Below are 20,226 nucleotides of genomic sequence, written 5' to 3' on the forward strand. Positions count from 1 at the left end.
GAGCCGGTCCAGCTCGGTCACCACCAGCTCGTCGCCGGCGTCGAGTTCCCGCCAGGAGCCGATCGAGGCGAAGGCGCGCCTTCACCCCGCTTTGGATCTCCTCAACGAACTGATCGCAGCCGGCCGCGGAAAGCTGTGAGCGCTGGCGAGCGAGGCTCTGTTCTTCACTGGAAACCCGAGCGTAGCCGTAGCGCATTTCTTCCACCACCTTTCAGCCCACTTAAGTAGCTGATTTGGTTGGGGCAGGGGAGGGTGGAAGAAAGGTAGACCTTCCTTCCCTTATCTAGGGGGTCGGATCATCCACCTCCGTCCCGAAGACGACCTGTCACCTATCGGCGGGAACGGAGCAGCTGCTGGCGCTGCTGAGGGACAGCAGCACCCGGCTTCTAACGAAGTCCAATGCAGGGTGTCGTCGCGAGCCGCGCCCTGCCAACGGCGGGCCCTCGCAACCGCGAGGAGGGCGGCGCGCCACAAGGCCTGTAGGCGTGTCGCCCAATGGGGTCAGCGCCCATCGGGCGGAGCCGATGCAATTTCTCAGGTGGCGGACCGATTATCACCTCGCCAGGCGCCGAACATCATCAACACGACCCCTACTGTGATCGCTGTATCGGCGAGGTTGAACGTCGGGAAGTGCGCCTCGCCCAAGTGAAGGTCGATGAAATCCGTAACGACGCCCATGCGGACACGATCGAGGAGGTTGCCGAGGGCGCCGCCGAGGATCAGCGCCAGCGCTGCTGCCCTGAGGGCGATCGCCTCTCGAAGAAGCCAGGCGAGCAACCGAGACGGCGATGGCTCCGGTCGCTGCCACGAGGAGCCACCGCATCCCGCCACTGCCCGCCGCGAAGAGCCCAAAGCTCACGCCGCTGTTGAAGCCCAGGCGCAGATCGAAGAAGGGCGTCAGCTCGACCGACGCCGAGGCCAGGGTCACCCGCGCAAGCGCCTTTGTCGTCTGATCCACGGCCGCCACACCGAGCACAAGCGCCAACCCAAGAATCCGACGCGCCATGATGCCTCCGTGCGGCTTGATCTCAATTTGCACCCTCTAGCCACGGGAGGATCAAGTGTCGCGTTTCGAGGAGTTCTCCCCCGAGTTCGAGGGGTTCAGCCAGCTGGGGCTGCGCCTGGACGGCTTCTAGCGTCCGGTGTGGGGTGAGCAGCCCCGAACGCACGACGTCTACGAGTTGACGCGACCTGGACACGAACAGGAGGGCCGCCAGCCCTAGTAAATCCAGGCGAGCACCGTCAGGATGGAGATCGTCCGGGCCTCGTCCTCGCGGAAGTAGACGGCCAGGCCGACCTGGACAGCGAATAGACCGAACAGGACACCCGCGGCCACCAGGGTCAGCCGAAGGCGGAGCAAGAGCGCGATGGCGAAGAGCGACTGAGCCGCCGTAAGTAAGAACTCTTCCTGCTGCCGTGCATCGAGCGGTAGACCGACGAGGCCGCCGGCGCAAGGCTCATGGCCAGCGGCAGCATGCCAACCAGCAGAGTCCACTGGTTGATCTTGTCGCTGACCATCGCCGTGAGACCGCTTGCCGCCCGGCCCGCCAAAACAAAGAGCACCGCGACGCTGACCGCCGGGGCCTCGCTGGCGAGCGGCGCCAACCACTGGATCAGCAGGAACTCATCGATCCCCAACACGCGCCCGGCCTCGACCATGGACTCAGCGAACGGCTCAGCCGAGGCCAGGATGATCGCGAGGGCGATCACTGTCAGTCCGCCCATCCAACTCCATTGCGCTGCCGGTCGGAGCGTATCGAGCGCGGCGGCCGGTCCGGGCTCCGCGTCCTCATCGTCCTTGTCGTCACCCTTCGGCAACGTGCTAACGCGGTAGAGGTAGCCGGCGAAGATCGCAAATAGCACCAGGAAGTCGACCGGCGAGATTGCGCGCTTCAGCACAATCACGAAGGCGTACAGGCTGCCGAGCAGCAGGAAGGAAACTTCGACCGTGTTCACAGGCGCCAGTTGAACGGCGCGGTCGCGGCTGCGCAGCCAGTGCAGCAGCACCATCAACGGCCAAGCCACCCCGACGAGCAGCCGGTTGGCGCCGGTCATGTTCGCCGCTGCGTAGTGGATGTAATTGGACTGTGGCGCTTGGCCAGCTCGGAAAGCGTAGTAGAGGTCAACAGCGTACTCGGGCATAACTGTAACCAGCGCCACGATGGCCAGAATAAGGCCTTGCGAGATATGTTTCTCTGCCGCCTCCGCCCCCCAAGACAGGAGGAAGCCTGCCGCCAGCACCGCCACCCCGAAAACAAGGGCGTCCGCGACGGGATCCGGCCGCCAGCCGGACAGCCGAAAGCCCATTGCCGGCGCCGCCGCAAGCAAGGTGATCAGGACCAGAAGGACGAATCTTTTCATGCAGGTTCCTGGACGAAGCGTTCCGACGTCTATCGCCTAGTTCGTGGTATGCACTAAGATGCACAACGGCCATCAGCGTAGTGAGTTCTTCAACCCCTCGATGATATTTTCACCGCATCTGTATACCTACGACGTAGAGGGCGCGAAACCGAGTTTCGCCGGTGCGCCCGGCGGGCAACGGGTAGGGGGTTGCGCGGCGGGGGCCCTGATGATCGTCGCGCCCAGGGCCGCCGGCAGCAGCCAGAAGGAAGCCGAGTCGGATGGCCCTGCTAGGCGTTGGACGCATCTCGTTCCTCCTCGGGCTTCCCCGGCTCCTGCGCAGCCTGTTTCATGGGTCGCGCGCACCGCAGAGTGAGGAACGTGGTGAGGCTGAGCAGGACCGCGATGTCGTAAAGACCGTACCCGACTGCGGCGCCCAAGGCGCCCGTCGCCCACAGACTGGCCGCCGTCGCCGTGCCGGTGGCCTGGCCGCCCTGCTTCAGGATGGCGCCGCCGCCCAATGAAGCCGACACCGGTGATCAACCCTTCCATGATCCGGGCTTGGCCCATGGATTCGCGCCCCAAGACCGCGATGCCAATCAGCACGAAACCGCAGCTGGCGATGGCGACAAGGGGAAAGGTCCGGATTCCGGCGCTGCGATCATCACGCTCCCGGTCCCAACCGACCGGCAGGGCGAGCGCGAAGGCCAAGCCGAGATTGAAGACGTGGGTCGCGGTCTCCCACAAGCCAGCAGGGTCGAACGTCATGGGATCTCCGGCCGATTGTCGTTCGAGATGAACAGCAGATGACGCCAGCCGTTCCGTGAGGGTTCAGGCGGGCGCGCCGATAATGCCTGCTCGCCGGGTGACTCCCACCCGGCAACTGGAGTGAATTCCATGAGATTGCTCATCGCCGCCACGACCGCGCTCTCAGTCCTCGGCGGCTCCGCGGCCCTGGCACAGCCCTACGGCTACAGCGGGCAGCGGGGCTATTACGACCAGCAGCCTTACTATGATCAGCAGCCGTACTACGGTCAGCAGCAACAATATCGCGACCAAGGCTACGGGCGCGGTTCCTACGCGCCGCCGGTGCAGTACGGCTATACCCAGCCCTACGGCGGCAATGCCTACAATAGCGGCCCGGCCTACTACGGCGCTCAGGTCTACGGCTACAATGACCGCTTTGACCGCCACGAGCGCCGCGAGCGCCACGAGCGCCGCGAACATCGACGCGACTACGGCCGCCACTATGTCGCCCCCTATGGCGGATATGATTGGCGTCACTAAGGCAAATACTTGCCTAGCCCCGAACCGGCGGCGCCTCGCCCTTTAGTAATGGGGTGCTCGTCAGGAGCCACCGATGACGGACACCGGCCTGACTTCCTCGGCCCGCCATGACCAGGGCCTACTTTGCCCGGCATGCCGGGTGGACCTTGTGATGACCGATCGCGAGGGGGTTGAGATCGACTATTGCCCCAAATGCCGAGGGGTCTGGCTCGATCGCGGCGAGCTCGACAAGATCATAGAGCGGAGCATCGCCCATGAGGCCGGATCGGCCTCGCCGCAAGCGGTCCCCGAGCCCACTTCCAGACCGGCGCCCGGCTACGGCCAGCCCTGGGACGGAGGCCGCTCCGGGGAGCACCGCGGCAGAGATGGGTGTGACGACCGCTGGAACGAGCACGGCGGCGGGGATCACCGCGGTCGCCAGCGTGGTTTTCTAGGCCGTCTTTTCGACGATTAGGACGATGCGTCGGCGCTTTTTACGCTCAGCAACCGGCAGGCGGCGCAGCCGTTGGACTGATGCGCCAGCTCGCATCCGCCGCGCAACTGCGCCCTTAACCTGACCCCGTTGCGTCGGACCATGACGCTCCGCCGACCCGTGAGCCGATCATGCCGCCTGACCTGGATCTGCGATCGCTGCGGGTCGCCGCTCTGCTGAACACCTCAAGTGGGAGCTGCGACGCCTCATCTCGCGTGGCGCTCCTCGCGATCCTGGAGGATGCAAGGATCGAGCCCACGAAGGTCTGGGATGTCGTCGGCAGGGACGTCGACAAAGCCCTGGACGCGGCGATGGAGTCCAGGAACGATGTCCTGATCGTGCTCGGCGGCGACGGTACCATTCGCGCCGCGGCGCAACGCAGCGGCCAGGGGGTTCCCCTGCTGATGCCGCTGCCTGGCGGCACGATGAACATGCTGCCCAAGGCGCTCTACGGCGCCCGGCCCTGGCGACAGGCGCTGCAAGATACCCTCAAGGCCCCGGTCATCCAGCCGGTCCATGGCGGGCAGGTCTGGCGCCCACCGATTCTTCGTCGCGGGCGTGTTCGGGAGCGCGTCACTCTTGGCTCAGGCCCGTGAACTTGTCCGTGATGGCGACCTCATTGCAGCACTAGGACAGGGCGTCGCCGCGATGAGGCAGGCGCTTGGTCATGAACTCGACTACCGTTTCGAAGGCCAGGCGTCTTCGAAGGCCGAGGCCGTCGTCGTGCTGTGTCCGTTGCCGCCCCCAGAGGGCGATCTCGATGTCCTCCTGGAGGCAGCGGCCATCGACATTGAGGGCGCGGGTGACGCTGTCCGCCTGGCCCTGATGTCCGCCTTTCGGGACTGGCGGGCCGACCAGACTGTCACCCACGCCCGGCTGGAGAGCTTGGAGATCAGCTCGGATGATCCCATCCCCGCGATCCTGGACGGCGAGCGGTTCACGCTCGGCCGCGCCGAGTGCGTGACCCGCGTGCGGCAAGCCTTCTACGCCTTGCGTCCGGCGACCGAAGCTGAGGCTAAGCCGGACCCGCTCTCATGAATTGTTAACCATAAAGCGCCCAACTCGTCGTGGAGGGTTTACATGGCGAAGATTGGCGAGGGCGGCGTGGCCGGGATCGCGGCCCAAGCTCTCAAGGCTCAGCAGGCCCGCATGCGGGTAATTGCGGAAAACCTAGCGAATGCGAACTCCACCGGCGCCAAGGCGGGCGCCGACCCTTACCGCCGGCAGGTCCCGGTGTTCCAACCCCTGAAATTGGAGGGCGGCTCTGTCAGCGTCCGGATGGCGCGGGTCGCCAACGACCCTTCGCCGTTCAAGCAGGAATATAATCCCGGCCACCCAGCCGCGAATCCCGCAGGCTACGTGCAGATGCCTAACGTCGACAGCCTAATCGAGGCCCTAGACATGAAGCAGGCGCAGCGCGCTTATGAGGCCAATCTGAACGTGCTAGAAACTCAGGATGCCATGGAGAAGCGAACCCTCGATCTCATTAGGAAATAGCGAGTGCCAGTTGACGCTGGAGCCCGCCGCACGTTGCGCCGGCGGCGGCCGGCCCGAAACCTTCGGATTGAAGCTGCGCTTCTGCCTCCAAGGCCAGATCAGGAGAATTCTCAGCACTTCAGGGACATACTGACAGCGGGCGCGTTTCCGGGCGAGCCATCGGAGTTCGGCCGTCTTCTGCAGCAGCCCCTCGAACGGGGCGCGTTGCGGGCCGGCAAGCGCTGCGCCGGCCGCGCCGAGCAGACGCGCCGGCGCCCGTGTTGGATTGAAGTCTACATGCGTTCACGAGAATGCGACGCCAACATGGACTGTTGAAATATCGCTCTGGCGGCCTCTCTGCTTCGGGCTGTGGCGCACCTGACCAAGAAGGAGCTTAAATGTCGATCACAACTGAGGCGGCGCTTGAACTCGGCTCCGTCCTTGCCCCTCGCTACGATACCAACGGCTTGATCGTGGCCGTGGCCACGCACGCCGATTCCGGCGACGTGCTCATGGTGGCGTGGATGAACGAGGAGGCGCTGAAACTCACACTGTCGACGGGCGAGGCCCATTATTTCAGCCGTTCACGGTCCCGGCTATGGCGAAAAGGCGAATCGAGTGGCCAACTGCAAGCCGTGGTCGAGGCTCGGATCGATTGCGACCAGGACTCGGTCTGGCTGAAAGTTCGCCCCCAGGGCGATGGGTGCGCGTGCCATACAGGTTCTCGGTCGTGCTTTTATCGCCTGATCGAGGGTGGAAGTTGGTCAGGGAGCAGTCTTAGCCGCGACGGCGGCCTCATCTCACCGACTCGGTCTACCCCGCACGATCCCCAAAGATGATCACCCGGCCGAACGAATGCGGGATTCAGCCGCGGCTGTGGTGGGATGAGTGAAAGCGGACGGATCAGGCGCCACCGCCAGCCGTAGGTTCGCGGAGCACCGCCATTCGAAACCCGCTCTTTGGGAGCGCTGGCAGGCGGCGGAAATCAATCTCCAGGTCCTGCTCGGGCAGACGGTAGTCCGTCCGTCCTAGCAGCTCGAACGCCCGCTGCATCAGTTCGATCACGATCCATTCGCCAGGGCAGCGGTGGCCGGCCAGGTGATCCCCGCCGCCCTGCGGGATGAAGCCGAAGGGATTTTCGTCCCCAGCCAGGAAGCGATCGGGCCGGAACTGCCCGGGATTGTCCCAGACGGCCGGATCGTGGTTGGTGCCATAGAGGTCGAGCACCACTTGCCGACCCTCGGGGAAGGCATGGCCTCGCCAGTCGAAGGGAGCTCGCACGCGTCCGATCACGGCTGGGAAGAACGGATAGAAGCGCCGAACCTCCTGGACGAAGGCGCGGCGGAAGACCGGGTCCGAGACGGCGCGGTCCGCGGCCTGCGGATGCGCATGGACTGCGTGGGCGACGAACACGATGTAGACCGAGGTCGCCACCGTTGGGCGCAGAACATTGGCAAGTTCAACCGCGGCGATCTTAGGCGGCAGCAACTCGCCAGCCTCATCACGCGCCGAGGCCCAGACGTGGGCGGCAGTCTCCTTGCCCGGCGACAACTGACCCTCCCGGATCTGCTCGACGATTGAAGCCAGCCAAGCGTCCACCTGACGGCGGGCGTGCCGTGACCACAGGTGCCGCGGGCCTCGCGACCCGGCGGCGTCGAATAGCGCGCGCAGCTGACTAACGCGCTGGCCTTCCTCGCCCGGCTCAACCGGCACGCCCGCCCACGCACAGACGGCGCGCGTCAGCACCGGCTGGATGGCGTCGTAGAGAACGATCTCATGGGCCTCGGCCCAGGCGGCCTCGGCGCGCGCCCACTCGGCCTCGAACAGTTCACCCAGCTGTGTCACGCGGGTGGGCGACATCAGGGACATGAACAGGCGCTTGCGGGCGCGATGCGGGTCCCCGTCGAGCCCCTGGACGCCGCCTTCGCCGACCAAGGTACGCCGGATTGGCGCAGGCATGGCGCCAGCTCGTGAGATATGGTCCTCGTCGTAGAAGACCTGAGCGGCGTCACGGCCCCTTAGACACGTCGTCTGCTTGAGCATGAAGTGCGTCTCGACGGCATCCGAGCTGGCCTCCTCGCAGAGGTGAGAGATGTGCCGGTACGGATCCGCTAACAGGGCGAGGGTCTGATCGAGATGCAGGGATGGCCGCGGACGCGCCATGAAGAACTCCTTTGGGCTGCAAGCGCCAGGCGTGGACTTACGGGTTGGTGACCCATCACAAACGTTCGCGACCCGGTCCTTGGTTCCTGCGCAAACCCGGAGGCGCGCCGCGTTCGGAGCGGAACGGCTAGCAGTGTTATCGACGTTTCCTGTCTGAGAGCGGTTCGACTGGGAACCGCACGCACGTCAGAACAAAGAGGCGATCATGTCCAGCATCGGCAAGGAATTCGCCAAGTTCCTATCAGGCATGGCCGTAATGCAGGTGCTCACTCACGGGGCTCTAGCTTTGAGCGGCGATTTACCTTTAACCATGTTGGGCATCACCTATACGCCTCAGTTGAACGCAATGGCCGTCGTGGTGTGGTCGATTATCGCCATTCTCCTTACCTACTACGCCTGGGGGCGGAGACGCGCGGCATAGGGCCTAACGGGAACGGGTACGTGCGGGGCCGCGGTCGCGCGGCGTGGACCTCGCGTCTGTCATCAATCCTTTGCCTGTCCTGGATTTGGCGCGATCGGGGCTGCGAACACTACCGTGCAACGCTGAGCCTTGCCGATCCTGGCTGCGGATCGCGCGCACCCCTCCAGGGTCGCCCGGTTGTCGGCCCAGAGCTGCGACGCTGCCGCCAGGCCGTTCCACTTCTCCGGATCGGTTGTCCGCATGAGGTGAGCGCCGGCCTCCCATCGGTCGAGCCGCAGCGTCGCCGCGGCCATCCTCTCCGCGACATGCCAGCTCGCCGGCAGCGCCCGCGCGATTGGCCCCGAGAAGCACACCCACACGATGACGCCGGCGACGGCGCCGACGGCGGTCATGATGGCCACCTGGCGCACCTGCTCGCGCCCGGTGCGCTGGCGCTCGGCCAGGCGCTCCAGCTCGGCGCCCGCCGCGTCCACGCGCTGCACGGCGTTGGCCAGCTCGCGCCCGCCCTGCTGCTGGGCGGCCTCGCGGGCCTGGCGCACCTGGTAGCCGAACGCCTCCGGCGTCAGCGCGAGGGCCGGGTGCGCCTCGATCGCGGCCAGCGTGGCGGCGATCTTGCCGAGCGTCGGCGCATAGTCCGGCGTCGCCGGCGCACCACGGCTCTGCTCCAGGCCGGCCCTCAACCCCGCCACCTCCGCCCGCAGCGCCTCGAACGCCGCCGTCGGATCGGTCCCCAGGTCCTCGTCGTCGTCCTCGGCCATGAACTCTCGCTTACCGTCCAAGCCCGATAGAACGCCCAAGCGTCAGCGATCGAACCAGCGCATCGCCCATGCTCTTGCCCGCCACGTCCCGGACCTTTCCAAGCCCCAGCTCCACCTTCCGGCCCCGAAGGATGGACTCCACCTGGGCGTCGCGCCCAAGGCCTTGCGCCATGGTCTTCATCCGGCCCTCAATGGCCTTGCGGGCGTCGGCGTTCTGGTAGCTGGAACCCAGCTCCAGCCGCCGCGCCTGGAGCCCGCGCCAGTCCTCCACGAACCGCTCGGCGCGCGCGGCCGGATCCAGGCGCACCCTGCCCTCCTGCGCCATCGCCCGCTGCACGTCCTTCATGCCGTCCGGCGTCGCGCCCCGGATCGCCAAGCCGGGGTTGCGCGCGAGGGCGGAACGCAGGTCCGCCCTCGCCTCGCGGGACATACCCTCTAAGCCTTCCCGGGCCTTCTGCATCTCGACCCTCTGGTGCGGCAGGATCGGCAGGCCCTCGGCGCCCATTCCGCTCCGCATCCGCCCACGCGGCTGTGTAGCGGGTGATCCCGACGCTGCAGGGCTTCCTCAGGCGCCGGCGGCCCTCTGACAACGGAGGCCTGCAGGGCGTTGTCCGCTCCGGACGCACGCCGGAGCTTCAGCCCGTCGAACATGCTGCGCTTCGCCGTGCGGCCAACCTCGCGAGCTGGCCCACGCTCGACGAGGATCTCCGACTGGATTCCTCGCCGCTCGGCGAACGCCTCGGCCCCGAGGGCCTCCCGCCCGTAGTCGAGCGTCGTATCCTTCGCGCGCTCTCGGCCAAGCGTGCGGGTGAGCTGGTCCCGGTCCTTGAAGTCGTCGGCGCCATAGTGGACGGCCAGTGTCTCCCGGTGCCGGCTCATCCCGACATAGGCCGCGTGCCGGTCCAGGCCGTCGCTGGCCAGCAGGTGAGCATGATCCACGGTGACGCCCTGGCTCTTGTGGATCGTGGACGCATAGCCGTGGTCGATGTGGGCGTAGTCCTTCAAGTCGAACGCCACCTGGCGGCCATCGTCGAGGCGGACGGCCGTGCGCGCCGGTGTCACCTCCTCGATTTCGCCCAAACTACCGTTCTTCACGCCCATCGACCGCTCGTTGCGCAGGAACATCACCCGATCGCCAGCCGCGAACGCCCGCTCGCCGCGCTCGGTGGCCACCAGCTGCTCGGCGCCCAGCGCGCCAGCGTCGCGCATCCGGCCGCGCGCGAGCTGATTGAGCTCCGCCACGTCGGCCCGGGTGTGGGCAAGCATCACCTGGCTGGCCGCCGGCCGGGCCTGGCGAACCGCATCCCAGCCGTCCACGAGGGCGCTGCGGGCCGCGTCTCGGGTCTCGTGGCCCCGCACCATGCCGGCGGCCTCATAGCGGCCCAGGGCGGCGCCTGTGCGGCCCGTGGCCAGCTCCCGCGTCGCCTCCCGCTGCCAGTCCTGGCGCTGGCGGCGGATTTCGGTGATCTCGGCCGCGCCATGCCGCTCGGTGAGCGCCCGGAACGCCGCCCCGGCCTCGATGGCCTGAAGCTGCTCGGCGTCGCCCACCAGCACCACCTTGGCGCCGGCGAGGTCGGCCGCGGCCAACACCCGGTCCATCTGCCGCGAGCCGATCATCCCGGCCTCGTCAATCACCAGCACGTCGCGCGCGGTGAGCACGTCCCTCCCCTGCGCCCAGCCGTGCTCGAGACTGGCGATCGTCCTCGAGGCGATCCCCGAACCGCCCTCCAGGCTCTCCGCCGCGATCCCAGACAAGGCGGCCCCGCGCACCTGGTAGCCCTGGGCCTCCCACGCCTCGCGGGCGACACCGAGCATCGCGGATTTGCCCGTGCCGGCGTAGCCCACGACCACACTGAGGTCATGATTGCCGGTCACATGGAGGAATGCGCTGCGCTGTGCTCCCCCCAGCACCAGCCCGCGCGTCTCGCCGGTGGCCAACGCCAGTTCCTGGGCCGCCGGCGAGACCCCATGCCCTCCCCGTCCCGCCAGCTGCTCGGCCGACCGCTCCAGCCGCTGTTCCGTGACCAGCATCTCGCGCGTGCTGAACCGCTCGCGGCCGGCGCCGTCCTTGCCGAGCGCGACCAGCTCGGGCGAGGTCTTCACCGCGCTCATGGCCTGGGCGAACTGATCGGCGTCGTCCGTGTGCCGATGGACGAACCGCGCCAGGTCGTGGTCGGTGAAGGTGCTCTGCTGCCGGGTGATCGCGTCCAGCGCCACGCCCGGTTCGGCGATGATCTTCTCGCCGTTGCGCCGGGCGATCTCCCGGTGATCCAGGGCGCGCTCGGCGTCCTCGCCCCTGCCCTCGCGGCGCGCGCCGGCGGGCCCGATCTTGTGCTGCGGCTCCAGCTCGATCCCCTGCGCCGCCAGCGTCCGGTGATCCACCTGAGCGTCGATCCCAAGCTCCGCCAACCGCTCGTTCACATGGCCAGCCCAGCGCTCCCGCCAGCCCTCCAAAAGCTCGGTGCTATTCCACGCGCGGACCTTCTTGCCGAACCCCTCGGGGCCGGCCTCACGCATCGACAGCATGACGTGGGCGTGCGGCTTGGCCAGGCCATCCGGTCCCACGTCCCAATGCACATTCAGATCGGCGACCATCCCGCGATCGACGAACTCGGTCTGCACAAAATCCCGCGCCAGCTCGACGCCCTGCGCCTGGTTCATCTCTCGTGGTATCGCGAACTCGATCTCGCGGGCGAGCTGCGCGTCCTTCCGCTTCTCCCCAAGTTCGACCTCGTTCCACAGCGCCTCGCGGTCCTGCCAGCGCTCCGGCGAGCCTTCCGGCGCCATCACCTCGGAATGCACGACGCCGGTCTTGTTGGTGAAGTCGTGGCCACGTCCCAGCCGCTCGTCTTCCAGCCGTGACGCCGAACGATAGGCCGCCGCCGCGACGGCGCTGGACCCGTTGGCGCGGGAGATCACCTTGGCGCTGAAGTGGTAGATCGCCACGACAACTAGCCCTTGGTCGCCTTCCGGCAAGCCGCCGCCAGCGCCCGCCGCAACACCGCTTCATCCACCATCGCTAGCTTGACGATCGTCGCGCCACGCGCGCCCTGGCCGCCGGGCTTCGGCGCGAAGGCCGACGGGGCCTCAGCCGCGAACGCCCCCTGATCCTGTGGCGTCAGCTTGATCACCGCTTGGCCGACCATCGGCGAGCCCAGCGACGCGAAGACCCGGCTCCCGACGCGGAATTCCTCATTGCCCAGGATGGAGCCGAATTGCACGTTTGGCAGGCTGAGCGCCAGCAGGCGGAAGGTGTCCGGCGTCATGAATTTCTCCGCAGCGATAGCGGTGCCGACAATGGCTCAGATGCCTCTCCGTTTCAAGCACACGTCGGAACGACGTATAAGCGCGCACTCAAAACCTTACGGCCTTTCGTGATGGACTCCAGGGGTCGGCCGTGATTCATTCAGGATGAAGGATCGAACCCATGCGCAAACCTCGCGACATCGACGCCGAATTGAAGGCCCTCGCCGACAAGGCCAAGGGGCTCAAAGCGAAACGGGTGTTGCAGCTCGGGGAGCTTGTCACTGTCACCGGAGCCGACGCGCTCGACCTGGAAACCCTGGCCGGGGCTCTGTTGGCGGCTGTGAACGGCGCGAAGTCAGCCGCTCAAAAGGAGGCGTGGCGCTCCGAGGGCGCGGCATTCTTTCAACGCCGGGGACGCAAGGGGCGCTCGGGCGTTGCAGCTCCGAAGTCAGGCGACGGGGGCGGCGCTGGGTCGAACCGCGATGGCGGTCCGGCGCGCTGAATCCAGCCGCGCCCGCACCGATAAGAGAGCCTGGGTCATGCAGCGCCGCGAACGCACCCGTCACCTGATCGAACTCGGCGGCCTCGTCCAAAAGGCTGGCTTGGTGGACCTCACCGATGATGACCGCGCCACCATCCTCGGCGGACTTATGGAGCTGGCCGATAGGCTCCAGGGCGACGGCGGCGCGGCTCTGCGGGAGGTGTTCCGTCGGCGGGGACTGCGCGCGTTTGAAGCCGAAGCGACGGCCGCCGAATGAGGGTGCTGCTGCGGCTCATTGCCCTGATCATCTACGTCGGCGCCGGGGCGGTCATCGGCTTCATGGTTGGCCGCCTGCTGCTCATCCCAATCGCCGCCGTGTCTCACGTCGATAGAACCTTCGGGGCAGTCATCCCGATCGTTGCCGGCATCGTCGGCGCCATCAGCGGACTCGGTTGGTTCAATGCGAGGTTCACCCTCCCCGCTGCGCGAGGCGGCGTCCACGGCTCGGCGCACTTCGCCAACGCGAGCCAGGTGAAGAACTCCCTCGGCGGCGCGGCCGGCCTGATCGTGGGGCGCGAGAACCGCAAGGGTGGCCAGCTCCTCCGCTACGCTGGCCAAGCCCACCTCCTGACGATCGCCCCCACCCGCTCGGGCAAGGGCGTGGGCGCCATCATCCCCAACCTGCTGACTACCGATCGCTCGGTGTTCTGCATCGACCCCAAGGGCGAGAATGCCCGCATCACCGCCCGCGCCCGCTCGCGGTTTGGGCAGGTCTTTGTGCTCGATCCGTTCGACATCTCCGGCCAGCCCTCGGCCGCCTTCAACCCCCTGGCCGTCCTCGATCCCGACAGCCTAGACCTGGCCGAAGACGCCGCCCTCCTCGCCGACGCCCTGGTCCACGATCCGCCCGGCCAGGTCGGCGAGGCCCACTGGAACGAGGAAGCCAAGGCGCTGATCACCGGCCTGATCCTCTATGTGGTGTGCAACGAAGGGCCGGAGGTACGCACGCTCGCCACCGTGCGCGAGCTGCTGACCGCAAGCCCGCAAGAATTCCGGGTGATGCTGGAGATCATGCAGAAGACCACCAGCGCCGGCGGCCTGGTCCGCCGCGCCGCCAATCGTCACCTCGGCAAGAGCGAGCGCGAGGCGGCCGGCGTGCTCTCCTCGGCCCAGCGCCACACCCACTTTCTCGATAGCGTCCGGATCAACTGGACCATGGCCAGCTCGGATTTCCGGTTCGCCGATCTGAAAGAGACCAAGGCGACCGTCTTCCTGGTCCTGCCGCCGGAGCGCCTGGACGCCTGGACGCCTATTCTCGCTGGCTGCGGCTGATAGTGGCCCAGGCGATCCATGACCTGGCGCGCTCCCCTGCCCGGTCGCCTGTGTCAGGTCCGGCGGCCCCGGTCCTCTTCCTGCTCGATGAGTTCGCCGCCCTCGGCCGCCTCGAACCCGTCGAACGCGCTTTCGGCCTGATGGCCGGCTACGGCCTCCAGCTCTGGCCGATCCTCCAGGACATGCACCAGCTCTGGGCGCCTACGGCAAAAAGGCCGGAACCTTCGTCTCCAACGCCGGCCTGGTGCAGATCTTCAACGTCGCCGATGTGGAGACCGCGAGCTGGGTGTCCAAGTCGATCGGCGCCACCACCATGAGCTATCAGACCACGGGAACCAGCACCTCGCGCGGCGGAATGCAGCTTTTCGAGACCAAATCCACCTCGACCACGGCCCACCTGTCGCGGCGCGAGCTGATGACGCCGGACGAGATCATGCGGCTGAACTCCAGCTTGGAGATTCTTTTGCGCCAGGGCGCCGCGCCGGTGATCGCGGCCAAGGTGCGGTATTACGACGGGCCGGAGTTCCGGGGCCTGTTCCAGTCGGCCGGTCCTTTGTGAGACAGGGCGATCAGGTCCTGGACGGACCCAGCGATCAACGCGTGCGCCTCGGGATGGTCGTCAGACCAGATCAGCCGCTCCACCACGGCAAGCTTGGTGATGAGGGCGCCGAGATTGGCGGCCCCGGCAGCGGGCACGGACTCCAACAGGGCATCGCGCTTTTCAAACAGGACGTCCAGGCAGCCGTCGATGTCCTGAAGCTCCTTCGACCACGGCAACGCCTGCTGCTCCGCCTCGCTGAGCTGAAGCCAGCGATGGTTCTGCACAAGCCAATGCTCCAGTTTGCGCCAACGATCCTGAAGGCGTCTGATCTTGGCGTCCAGGTGAAGCCATTGCGTGCAGAGCTTGGCACCCTCATCGGGTCTCGGCGGAATCGTGGCGACGGCGTTGCCGCCGGCCAAAGTGGCCGCCGACGCACCGGCGATGATCGCGCGGCGCGTCAGTTTGGGCAGGCGCACGACTTCGCCGCCCGTCTTTTGACGCGAGCCCATGTCTTGTGTTCTCTGATCACTTGTTAGTGCTTTAAGATCACGCACGAACGGAAAGGTGTCAACCTAAAATGATCACTCGTGATCGCAAAACAATAATTTCGTGCTGACCGCAGACCAGGTCCGCGCCGCCCGAGCCCTGCTCGATTGGAGTCAGCCCAAACTGGCCGAAGCTTCCGGCCTTTCCTTGCCGACCATTCGGCGGATGGAGGGGCCGATCGGTCCAGGACGAAGCTCTGCCGCGAATGTGGAGGCGGTGCGCCGGGCGCTGGACGATGCCGGCGTGGTGTTTCTAGCGGCCGGGGAAACGGCCACTGGCGGCCCTGGGGTGCGGCTGAAGTCGATTTAAGAGCGCTCCATATTCGGAGCGGCGAGCGTTTAAACGGCGCGGCATCTGTATAGGCGTATACGCCGGCGGGCGGCGCCCGCGAACGGTGAGTTTTGGGGTGGGACCTCACCCTTCAGGTCGCCGCTGAGCGGTGATCGTTCCGCGCGACCCCACGGCCCTGCCCTGCCCGCTTTTCCGCCCCACGGCCCGGAATCGAGCCCTGGCGGCCTATCTGTCGGCGACGTCGGCCGGGATTTCGCTCGACGGCTCGAACGCGCTTTTCTCGAAAAGCCATGCGGCGGATGAATTGGGCTCTGATTTTTGAAGGTTTTTCACGGATCCCTTCTCTTCGAATAGCTTGTCGGCCGATCAGGCCGACTCATTTTGATGGGGGATGCCCGGTGGGAGGACCGCGAAGCGGGCCGGGGCGGCCGGAGGCCGCGAGCCGGCGGGGGCGAAGCCCCCGAGAGGCGGCGCTTTCTTCCTGGCCTTGCGCCTGGCCGTTCGGGCCAAGTTATCCACAGGGCCGCCTACCCCAAAACTCACCGTTCCAGTTCAAATTCTAAGATTCTTCTTAGATTCAAGATTTAGGAGCCGTAACCCACTGAACCATAACAGCGAATCAGGTCGAAAAGTGAGTGTTGGGGCCGAGTCGCGTGAGCTTTGGGGTAGCCTACGGTGAGCGTTGGGGTCGGTAAAAGTGAGTGTTGGGGCCGAGTCGCGTGAGCTTTGGGGTGGGCGCCTCTTCGACGGTGAGTTTTGGGGTAGCGCCTCACCGATCACCGGGGAGCTAGCGAATTTGCCCAACTCACAGTTCGTCGCTAAGGTGAGCTACGAATCTGCTCTTGCTCACCGTTGGACGTGTCGATGTCGAAAAGACGCTGTGGTCGATCTCGCTATTCGGACCCTGGATCAAAAGGGGCGCGGCAACCCGTTTGATCCAGCCAACTATGGCGAGATCGTCAAGCCGGGCGAGCTGGTGGACATCGTCGAGCTGAGCCCCCTCACCCTGGCCGATCGCCGCATCTATAACCTGCTGATCGCCAACGCCTGGGAGCGGATCGGCGAGCCGATCATCCATCGCATCTCGAAAACGGCCCTGAAGGGCACGCATCAGGGCAATGAGCGGGTGGAAAGCTCGCTGCTGCGGCTGATGGGCACGATCGCGATCGTCACCATCCGCAAGGCGGGCAAGAGCTACAAGCGCCGCGTCCAGCTCCTCGGCCCGAGCGACGAGAGCCTGGAGAAGGACGGCTTCCTTCACTACCGCATCCCCGAGGAGCTGATCGAGATCCTGCGGAACAGTGAGGTCTATGCCCGCCTCAAGACGCAGGTGATGTATTGCTTCGAGTCGAAATACGCCCTCTGCCTCTATGAGATGATCGAGCGCCGCATAGGCCTGGAATACAAGCAGACGGAAGAATTCACGGTCGATGAGCTTCGCGCCCTCCTGAACGTGCCGGAAGGGAAGCTGGAGCGGTTCGCGGATTTCAACAAATACTGCCTAAAAGCCGCCAAGGACGAAATCAACAAACTCTGCCCTTTCTTCGTGGACTTCACGCCCATCAAGAAGGGGCGCAAGGTCGAACGGGTGGCGCTGCATTGGTTCCCGAAAACCTCCACCGGTAAACGTGATGCGCAAATCCTGATCGATCAGCACAGCGTGGTCCGGCGCGCCAAGCTGCGAGGCGAACCCCTCGAAATGCCGGTCTTGGTGGATTTCAGCCAACCGGCCGACGAACGGTGAGCCCCTACCCCAAAGCTCACCTTTTGGCCGTCGATCACCGAACCGTATAGGCGTATATTTGTATACGCCTATACCACTCCGCGACCGACGCGGTTGCGCCCTTTCTTGACGAATAGATCGTCCAGCGCCTCGGCCAACAGACGTTGAACCGTCGTCCCCTCCTCCGCCGCGAGGATGCGGAGTTGGGTGCTGATCTCGGGGGGGAAGTGGCCGCCGATCAGCTTGGTCCCCTGCCGGGCCCCCTGCGTCCCTCTGGCAGGTGGGGCCTCGGCCGGCGTCGCCGGCGCGGGTGCGGGTGCGGGCTCGCCGCCAACCTTGGCACGGTCGAGAACGGCCTGAAGCGCATTGCCCTTTGCCATCACGCGACCTCCAGCTGATCGTATAGCCGTATAGCTGTATACTCGTATAGCTGCCTGATCTCGTCCGCCGCAGGGCCATGCGGTTCGAACTCCTGCACCGCCTGGCCTGCGGCCTGGGGCTCGGAAAAAGGCTTTGCGGTTGCCGACTGTCACCGGACAGACGGCCCCGCCCAGCTCCTCCACCGCCTTCATCGCGTCGCCCGTCTCCTGGCCCTGGGGCGGCACGAAGGTGAGCACCACGGCAAAGGCGCGGTCGAGCTGCCGCACGACCTCCAGCGTGTGCGTCATACTCATGGTGTCGAACACGGCGGTCTTGGTCGGGATCAGGATGAAGTCGGCGTGGCGCGCCGCCTCGAAGGTCACGTCGCGCGCCACGGCCGCGCCGTCGATCACCACCAGGTCGGTGCCGGCGTCCGCGCAGGCCTTCAGCATCGCCGGCAACCGCACGGGCTGGATCGAGGCGACCGCGGGCGTGTCGAGCTGGCGCACGTCCTTCCAGAAGGAAGCGGTCGCCTGCGGGTCGAGGTCGATGATCGCAACCTCTTTGCCGGCCTGCTCGGCCGCCACGGCCAGGCACGTCGCCAGTGTGGTCTTACCGACTCCGCCCTTCTGCGACAGGATGGCGAGAACCTTCATGCTACACTCCTACGGGTATAGGACTATACTTGTATACACAGATGATGCGGAAGGGAAGGAGCTTCGCACGCGCTCACCCCTCGGGCTCGTCCTCATCAAGGGGCTCGTGGCGCATCGCGCCATGACCCGGGATCGGGCAGAGCGGGCGCCCCGGCCGTCTCCAGCCATTTGCGCGCGGTCCTGACGGTGTAGCCGCACGCCTGACACTCGCACTTGAGCATCCGGACCGCCTGCTTCCGGGGCGCGGTCGTCAGCCCGCCGGTGTCGAGGCGAGCGTGGGGGAGGGGACCCGCCGCCGAGAGGATGGGGGAGACCGCTGCAAGGAACGCTTCGCCCGGCGTGGTGGCGCGCATCGGCCCGACCAGCCCGAGCCCAAGCGCGATGCGTTTAAACGGCTTCCCATGCCCCGCCTTGATGCCCACGGCGGCATGGACCAGCTCGTGCGCCAGGATCGCGGCGATCTGCGCCGGCATGGCGTCGGGCGCATGGGCTAGGTCCGGCCGGATGAAGATTTTCAAAGTGTCCGTCCGCGCTGCGCCGGTTATCCCAGCACTCGCCGATCGCCCGGCTCCGCCGGCCAGCGCTGGTGAAGCCGATGGCCACCCGCACCCGGTCGGGCAGGGGAGCGCCCAGCGCCTCGAACAGCGGCGCCATGCCCGCCGCCACCCCATTAGCCAGCTTTCCCGGTTATCATGGATCATCTCACTGTCTCCCTTCACATCGCCGCAGGGCGATGGCCTCGGCCATCGGCCCTGCCGTCGTGGCGAGCAGCCGGGAGAGAGGGGGGCAACGGGAATCGGGTCGGGGTGGTGCGGGCGCAGGCGCAGCCGAGCCACGGCCCGGCCGATTGCCGTTGCGGGGAGAGGGGGCGGCGCGCCCCTTTCCCCTGCTGACGGAGATCTTCGCCGGCGACGCCGGCGGCCTCATGCGGGCCTTGCCCGCCCGCGCGAGCGATCGCCACCCGACAGGGACGAGACGCCAAAGGCGGCTCGGTCGGAGCGCAGCGGAGATAGAGCGCGGTCCTCTTGGGGACGCGCCCAAGGTCGGGCTCCGCCCTTGATGCCTGTCGGACCCAGTGCTACATGTATGCCATGACCGATGCTGAGGAAACCGCGCGGGCCTTCAAAACCGCCTGGTTCACCAAGGCGGCGCGCAAGGCACGCATCAAAGACGACGAACTTTGCGAAGCGATCGAGGAAGTCAGGAAGGGCCAGGCTGACGATCTTGGTGGCGGAGTATTCAAGAAGCGCCTGAACAAGAACATGCACCGAAGCATCATTCTCGCGAAGGGCGGTCGCTATTGGATTTACGAGTTCCTGTTCGCGAAAAAAGGACCAGGCCAACATCGACGATGAGGACTTGGAAAGACTTCAGAGCCCTCGCAAAGAAATATGCCGCGTTGAGCGAAAAGCAGGTCGCTCAACTCCTAGAGGACAAAGACCTGACGGAGATATGTAATGGCGACGAAACGTAAGTTTAAAAGTGACATGTCCGAGGCGATCCACTCGTCTGCGGCAGCGCTTTACAAGGTCGGGGCGATCGACAAAACGACCATGGCGGACTTCCGACGCCCGCCATTTGGTCCCCAGCGAAATAGCGCCCGCCGAAATCAAGCAGCTCCGCGAAGCCAACAATGTCAGCCAGCGCGTGTTCGCCCGCTACCTCAACACGAGTGAAAGCACGGTCGAGAAGTGGGAAATCGGGCGCCAAGCGGCCCAGCCCCCCATTGCGAAAGCTCCTGTCAGTCGTGCAAAAACACGGCCTGCAAGTCGTCACCTAGCGCCCCGCGCCAGCGTCGCCCTGAGCGTCTTGTCGCTAACCCCATAGGCCCGCGCGACCACACGCACCGGCTCGTCGCCGGCAAGCCGGGCGCGCGCCCTGGCGATCTGCTGGCCGTTCAGCTTTGGCGGCCGACCGAGATGGCGGCCCGCCGCCTTGGCTGCGACGATGCCCTGGCGCTGGCGCTCGCGGGTCCGCCGGCGCTCATGCGCGGCGAGGCTGGCCAGGATGTCGGCGATCAGCCGGCCGTCGTTGGTAGTGATGTCGAGGGAGGGGAGGGCGAGCACCCGCAACACCACCCCGCGCCCGGATAAGGTCGTCCATCAACAAGACCGCCTCGCCGGTGCTGCGGCC

The 20,226-nt window shown here is 66.3% G+C and carries 25 protein-coding genes and 7 pseudogenes; 16 read left to right on the forward strand and 16 right to left on the reverse strand.

The annotated features are described in order from the left end of the window. Positions 1–534: 534 nt before the first annotated feature. The 5 genes and pseudogenes from ACHMW8_RS00005 to ACHMW8_RS00025 all read right to left on the reverse strand — a co-directional run bounded on the left by ACHMW8_RS00005 (position 535) and on the right by ACHMW8_RS00025 (position 3,108). On the reverse strand, positions 535–777 hold the full coding sequence (locus ACHMW8_RS00005) for a signal peptidase II (protein WP_395442833.1): 243 nt from the start codon (positions 775–777) through the stop codon (positions 535–537). A gap of 55 nt (positions 778–832) precedes the next feature. Beyond that, positions 833–1,006: pseudogene (locus ACHMW8_RS00010) on the reverse strand (signal peptidase II); the annotation flags it as partial. A gap of 213 nt (positions 1,007–1,219) precedes the next feature. Beyond that, positions 1,220–1,360 (reverse strand): hypothetical protein, encoded by a 141-nt coding sequence (locus ACHMW8_RS00015; protein WP_395442834.1) that lies wholly within the window; start codon positions 1,358–1,360, stop codon positions 1,220–1,222. After that, the gene (locus ACHMW8_RS00020; RefSeq protein WP_395442835.1) at positions 1,342–2,361 is read right to left on the reverse strand and encodes a hypothetical protein; all 1,020 of its coding nucleotides are present in this window, start codon (positions 2,359–2,361) and stop codon (positions 1,342–1,344) included. Before ACHMW8_RS00020 ends, ACHMW8_RS00015 begins: the two co-directional genes overlap by 19 nt. A gap of 269 nt (positions 2,362–2,630) precedes the next feature. Continuing rightward, positions 2,631–3,108 (reverse strand): annotated as a pseudogene (locus ACHMW8_RS00025) (MgtC/SapB family protein). A 129-nt stretch (positions 3,109–3,237) separates the two neighbouring features. Here ACHMW8_RS00025 and ACHMW8_RS00030 point away from each other — a divergent pair. The 6 genes from ACHMW8_RS00030 (at position 3,238) to hisI (ending at position 6,414) form a co-directional block, all read left to right on the forward strand. Continuing rightward, the gene (locus ACHMW8_RS00030) at positions 3,238–3,627 is read left to right on the forward strand and encodes a hypothetical protein (protein WP_395442836.1); all 390 of its coding nucleotides are present in this window, start codon (positions 3,238–3,240) and stop codon (positions 3,625–3,627) included. 73 nt (positions 3,628–3,700) lie between these two features. Beyond that, complete coding sequence (locus ACHMW8_RS00035; protein WP_395442837.1) at positions 3,701–4,081, forward strand: zf-TFIIB domain-containing protein; 381 nt, start codon at positions 3,701–3,703, stop codon at positions 4,079–4,081. Positions 4,082–4,230: 149 nt separating this feature from the next. Further along, positions 4,231–4,695: a diacylglycerol/lipid kinase family protein gene (locus tag ACHMW8_RS00040; protein WP_395442838.1), complete on the forward strand. Its 465-nt coding sequence runs from the start codon at positions 4,231–4,233 to the stop codon at positions 4,693–4,695. Between the two features lie 52 nt (positions 4,696–4,747). Continuing rightward, positions 4,748–5,137 carry a hypothetical protein gene (locus tag ACHMW8_RS00045; RefSeq protein ID WP_395442839.1) on the forward strand — a complete coding sequence of 130 codons (390 nt, stop codon included), beginning with the start codon at positions 4,748–4,750 and terminating at the stop codon, positions 5,135–5,137. A 42-nt stretch (positions 5,138–5,179) separates the two neighbouring features. Continuing rightward, a complete protein-coding gene (gene flgC, locus ACHMW8_RS00050) occupies positions 5,180–5,596 on the forward strand; it encodes a flagellar basal body rod protein FlgC (RefSeq protein WP_395442840.1) in 417 nt (138 codons plus the stop codon). A 377-nt stretch (positions 5,597–5,973) separates the two neighbouring features. Continuing rightward, positions 5,974–6,414: a phosphoribosyl-AMP cyclohydrolase gene (hisI, locus tag ACHMW8_RS00055; RefSeq protein ID WP_395442841.1), complete on the forward strand. Its 441-nt coding sequence runs from the start codon at positions 5,974–5,976 to the stop codon at positions 6,412–6,414. A 64-nt stretch (positions 6,415–6,478) separates the two neighbouring features. Here hisI and ACHMW8_RS00060 read toward each other — a convergent pair whose 3' ends face one another. Next, positions 6,479–7,738, reverse strand: coding sequence for a cytochrome P450 (locus ACHMW8_RS00060; RefSeq protein ID WP_395442842.1), 1,260 nt, complete (start codon positions 7,736–7,738; stop codon positions 6,479–6,481). A gap of 205 nt (positions 7,739–7,943) precedes the next feature. Here ACHMW8_RS00060 and ACHMW8_RS00065 point away from each other — a divergent pair, with 205 nt between their 5' ends. Continuing rightward, positions 7,944–8,159, forward strand: coding sequence for a hypothetical protein (locus tag ACHMW8_RS00065; protein ID WP_395442843.1), 216 nt, complete (start codon positions 7,944–7,946; stop codon positions 8,157–8,159). A 62-nt stretch (positions 8,160–8,221) separates the two neighbouring features. On the opposite strand, the gene ACHMW8_RS00070 is transcribed toward ACHMW8_RS00065, so the two are convergent. Genes ACHMW8_RS00070 through ACHMW8_RS00085 form a run of 4 tightly spaced genes read right to left on the reverse strand, consistent with a single transcriptional unit; the run spans position 8,222 to position 12,183 of the window. After that, positions 8,222–8,917 (reverse strand): DUF6118 family protein, encoded by a 696-nt coding sequence (locus ACHMW8_RS00070; RefSeq protein ID WP_395442844.1) that lies wholly within the window; start codon positions 8,915–8,917, stop codon positions 8,222–8,224. Between the two features lie 10 nt (positions 8,918–8,927). Next, positions 8,928–9,377 (reverse strand): hypothetical protein, encoded by a 450-nt coding sequence (locus ACHMW8_RS00075; RefSeq protein WP_395442845.1) that lies wholly within the window; start codon positions 9,375–9,377, stop codon positions 8,928–8,930. Beyond that, positions 9,353–11,863 (reverse strand): Ti-type conjugative transfer relaxase TraA, encoded by a 2,511-nt coding sequence (gene traA / locus ACHMW8_RS00080; RefSeq protein ID WP_395442846.1) that lies wholly within the window; start codon positions 11,861–11,863, stop codon positions 9,353–9,355. Before traA ends, ACHMW8_RS00075 begins: the two co-directional genes overlap by 25 nt. 5 nt (positions 11,864–11,868) lie before the next feature. Further along, positions 11,869–12,183 (reverse strand): hypothetical protein, encoded by a 315-nt coding sequence (locus tag ACHMW8_RS00085; protein ID WP_395442824.1) that lies wholly within the window; start codon positions 12,181–12,183, stop codon positions 11,869–11,871. A 161-nt stretch (positions 12,184–12,344) separates the two neighbouring features. Between ACHMW8_RS00085 and ACHMW8_RS00090 the strand changes: the two genes are divergently transcribed. From ACHMW8_RS00090 to ACHMW8_RS00110, 5 genes are read left to right on the forward strand one after another with little or no spacing between them, the layout of a single operon-like run. Further along, complete coding sequence (locus ACHMW8_RS00090; protein WP_395442825.1) at positions 12,345–12,665, forward strand: conjugal transfer protein TraD; 321 nt, start codon at positions 12,345–12,347, stop codon at positions 12,663–12,665. Between the two features lie 37 nt (positions 12,666–12,702). Beyond that, the gene (locus ACHMW8_RS00095) at positions 12,703–12,921 is read left to right on the forward strand and encodes a conjugal transfer protein TraD (RefSeq protein ID WP_395442826.1); all 219 of its coding nucleotides are present in this window, start codon (positions 12,703–12,705) and stop codon (positions 12,919–12,921) included. Next, the gene (locus ACHMW8_RS00100; protein WP_395442827.1) at positions 12,918–13,976 is read left to right on the forward strand and encodes a type IV secretory system conjugative DNA transfer family protein; all 1,059 of its coding nucleotides are present in this window, start codon (positions 12,918–12,920) and stop codon (positions 13,974–13,976) included. Before ACHMW8_RS00095 ends, ACHMW8_RS00100 begins: the two co-directional genes overlap by 4 nt. Before the next feature lie 50 nt (positions 13,977–14,026). Further along, entirely contained in the window at positions 14,027–14,293 is a 267-nt protein-coding gene (locus ACHMW8_RS00105; RefSeq protein ID WP_395442847.1) for a type IV secretory system conjugative DNA transfer family protein, read from the forward strand. Continuing rightward, complete coding sequence (locus tag ACHMW8_RS00110) at positions 14,221–14,535, forward strand: type IV secretory system conjugative DNA transfer family protein (RefSeq protein WP_395442828.1); 315 nt, start codon at positions 14,221–14,223, stop codon at positions 14,533–14,535. Before ACHMW8_RS00105 ends, ACHMW8_RS00110 begins: the two co-directional genes overlap by 73 nt. Here the strand turns inward: ACHMW8_RS00110 and ACHMW8_RS00115 are convergent. Next, positions 14,484–15,026 (reverse strand): helicase, encoded by a 543-nt coding sequence (locus ACHMW8_RS00115; protein WP_395442829.1) that lies wholly within the window; start codon positions 15,024–15,026, stop codon positions 14,484–14,486. The genes ACHMW8_RS00110 and ACHMW8_RS00115 overlap by 52 nt on opposite strands. A gap of 100 nt (positions 15,027–15,126) precedes the next feature. Between ACHMW8_RS00115 and ACHMW8_RS00120 the strand changes: the two genes are divergently transcribed. Further along, a complete protein-coding gene (locus tag ACHMW8_RS00120) occupies positions 15,127–15,372 on the forward strand; it encodes a helix-turn-helix domain-containing protein (protein ID WP_395442830.1) in 246 nt (81 codons plus the stop codon). An 862-nt stretch (positions 15,373–16,234) separates the two neighbouring features. Next, complete coding sequence (locus ACHMW8_RS00125) at positions 16,235–17,098, forward strand: replication initiation protein (RefSeq protein WP_395442831.1); 864 nt, start codon at positions 16,235–16,237, stop codon at positions 17,096–17,098. Between the two features lie 68 nt (positions 17,099–17,166). Here the strand turns inward: ACHMW8_RS00125 and ACHMW8_RS00130 are convergent, their stop codons facing one another. From ACHMW8_RS00130 to ACHMW8_RS00140, 3 genes and pseudogenes are all read right to left on the reverse strand, one after another. Next, entirely contained in the window at positions 17,167–17,457 is a 291-nt protein-coding gene (locus tag ACHMW8_RS00130; RefSeq protein ID WP_395442832.1) for a ribbon-helix-helix domain-containing protein, read from the reverse strand. Next, a pseudogene (locus ACHMW8_RS00135) lies at positions 17,457–18,093 on the reverse strand (AAA family ATPase). The gene ACHMW8_RS00130 and the pseudogene ACHMW8_RS00135 overlap by 1 nt, the downstream one beginning before the upstream one ends. Positions 18,094–18,166: 73 nt before the next feature. Next, a pseudogene (locus ACHMW8_RS00140) lies at positions 18,167–18,794 on the reverse strand (transcription elongation protein SprT). A gap of 390 nt (positions 18,795–19,184) precedes the next feature. Here ACHMW8_RS00140 and ACHMW8_RS00145 point away from each other — a divergent pair. Beyond that, positions 19,185–19,567, forward strand: a pseudogene (locus ACHMW8_RS00145) (type II toxin-antitoxin system RelE/ParE family toxin). Continuing rightward, positions 19,551–19,873, forward strand: a pseudogene (locus tag ACHMW8_RS00150) (helix-turn-helix domain-containing protein). The pseudogenes ACHMW8_RS00145 and ACHMW8_RS00150 overlap by 17 nt, the downstream one beginning before the upstream one ends. Here the strand turns inward: ACHMW8_RS00150 and ACHMW8_RS00155 are convergent. Then, on the reverse strand, positions 19,866–20,042 hold the full coding sequence (locus ACHMW8_RS00155) for a helix-turn-helix domain-containing protein (RefSeq protein WP_395442848.1): 177 nt from the start codon (positions 20,040–20,042) through the stop codon (positions 19,866–19,868). The pseudogene ACHMW8_RS00150 and the gene ACHMW8_RS00155 sit on opposite strands and share 8 nt — an antisense overlap. Next, positions 20,028–20,177, reverse strand: a pseudogene (locus ACHMW8_RS00160) (recombinase family protein); the annotation flags it as partial. The gene ACHMW8_RS00155 and the pseudogene ACHMW8_RS00160, both read right to left, overlap by 15 nt. Between the last annotated feature and the right edge of the window lie 49 nt (positions 20,178–20,226).

It is taken from the genome of Caulobacter sp. UC70_42 (assembly GCF_044056025.1).
GTDB lineage: Bacteria > Pseudomonadota > Alphaproteobacteria > Caulobacterales > Caulobacteraceae > Caulobacter.

What these genes read in the sequence shown, in the direction of transcription:
- ACHMW8_RS00020 (WP_395442835.1), bottom strand. Translation starts at nt 2,361, where the DNA reads ATGAAAAGATTCGTCCTTCTGGTCCTGATCACCTTGCTTGCGGCGGCG.
- ACHMW8_RS00030 (WP_395442836.1), top strand. Translation starts at nt 3,238, where the DNA reads ATGAGATTGCTCATCGCCGCCACGACCGCGCTCTCAGTCCTCGGCGGC.
- ACHMW8_RS00035 (WP_395442837.1), top strand. Translation starts at nt 3,701, where the DNA reads ATGACGGACACCGGCCTGACTTCCTCGGCCCGCCATGACCAGGGCCTA.
- ACHMW8_RS00040 (WP_395442838.1), top strand. Translation starts at nt 4,231, where the DNA reads ATGCCGCCTGACCTGGATCTGCGATCGCTGCGGGTCGCCGCTCTGCTG.
- ACHMW8_RS00045 (WP_395442839.1), top strand. Translation starts at nt 4,748, where the DNA reads ATGAGGCAGGCGCTTGGTCATGAACTCGACTACCGTTTCGAAGGCCAG.
- flgC (WP_395442840.1), top strand. Translation starts at nt 5,180, where the DNA reads ATGGCGAAGATTGGCGAGGGCGGCGTGGCCGGGATCGCGGCCCAAGCT.
- hisI (WP_395442841.1), top strand. Translation starts at nt 5,974, where the DNA reads ATGTCGATCACAACTGAGGCGGCGCTTGAACTCGGCTCCGTCCTTGCC.
- ACHMW8_RS00060 (WP_395442842.1), bottom strand. Translation starts at nt 7,738, where the DNA reads ATGGCGCGTCCGCGGCCATCCCTGCATCTCGATCAGACCCTCGCCCTG.
- ACHMW8_RS00065 (WP_395442843.1), top strand. Translation starts at nt 7,944, where the DNA reads ATGTCCAGCATCGGCAAGGAATTCGCCAAGTTCCTATCAGGCATGGCC.
- ACHMW8_RS00070 (WP_395442844.1), bottom strand. Translation starts at nt 8,917, where the DNA reads ATGGCCGAGGACGACGACGAGGACCTGGGGACCGATCCGACGGCGGCG.
- ACHMW8_RS00075 (WP_395442845.1), bottom strand. Translation starts at nt 9,377, where the DNA reads ATGCAGAAGGCCCGGGAAGGCTTAGAGGGTATGTCCCGCGAGGCGAGG.
- ACHMW8_RS00085 (WP_395442824.1), bottom strand. Translation starts at nt 12,183, where the DNA reads ATGACGCCGGACACCTTCCGCCTGCTGGCGCTCAGCCTGCCAAACGTG.
- ACHMW8_RS00090 (WP_395442825.1), top strand. Translation starts at nt 12,345, where the DNA reads ATGCGCAAACCTCGCGACATCGACGCCGAATTGAAGGCCCTCGCCGAC.
- ACHMW8_RS00095 (WP_395442826.1), top strand. Translation starts at nt 12,703, where the DNA reads ATGCAGCGCCGCGAACGCACCCGTCACCTGATCGAACTCGGCGGCCTC.
- ACHMW8_RS00100 (WP_395442827.1), top strand. Translation starts at nt 12,918, where the DNA reads ATGAGGGTGCTGCTGCGGCTCATTGCCCTGATCATCTACGTCGGCGCC.
- ACHMW8_RS00115 (WP_395442829.1), bottom strand. Translation starts at nt 15,026, where the DNA reads ATGGGCTCGCGTCAAAAGACGGGCGGCGAAGTCGTGCGCCTGCCCAAA.
- ACHMW8_RS00130 (WP_395442832.1), bottom strand. Translation starts at nt 17,457, where the DNA reads ATGGCAAAGGGCAATGCGCTTCAGGCCGTTCTCGACCGTGCCAAGGTT.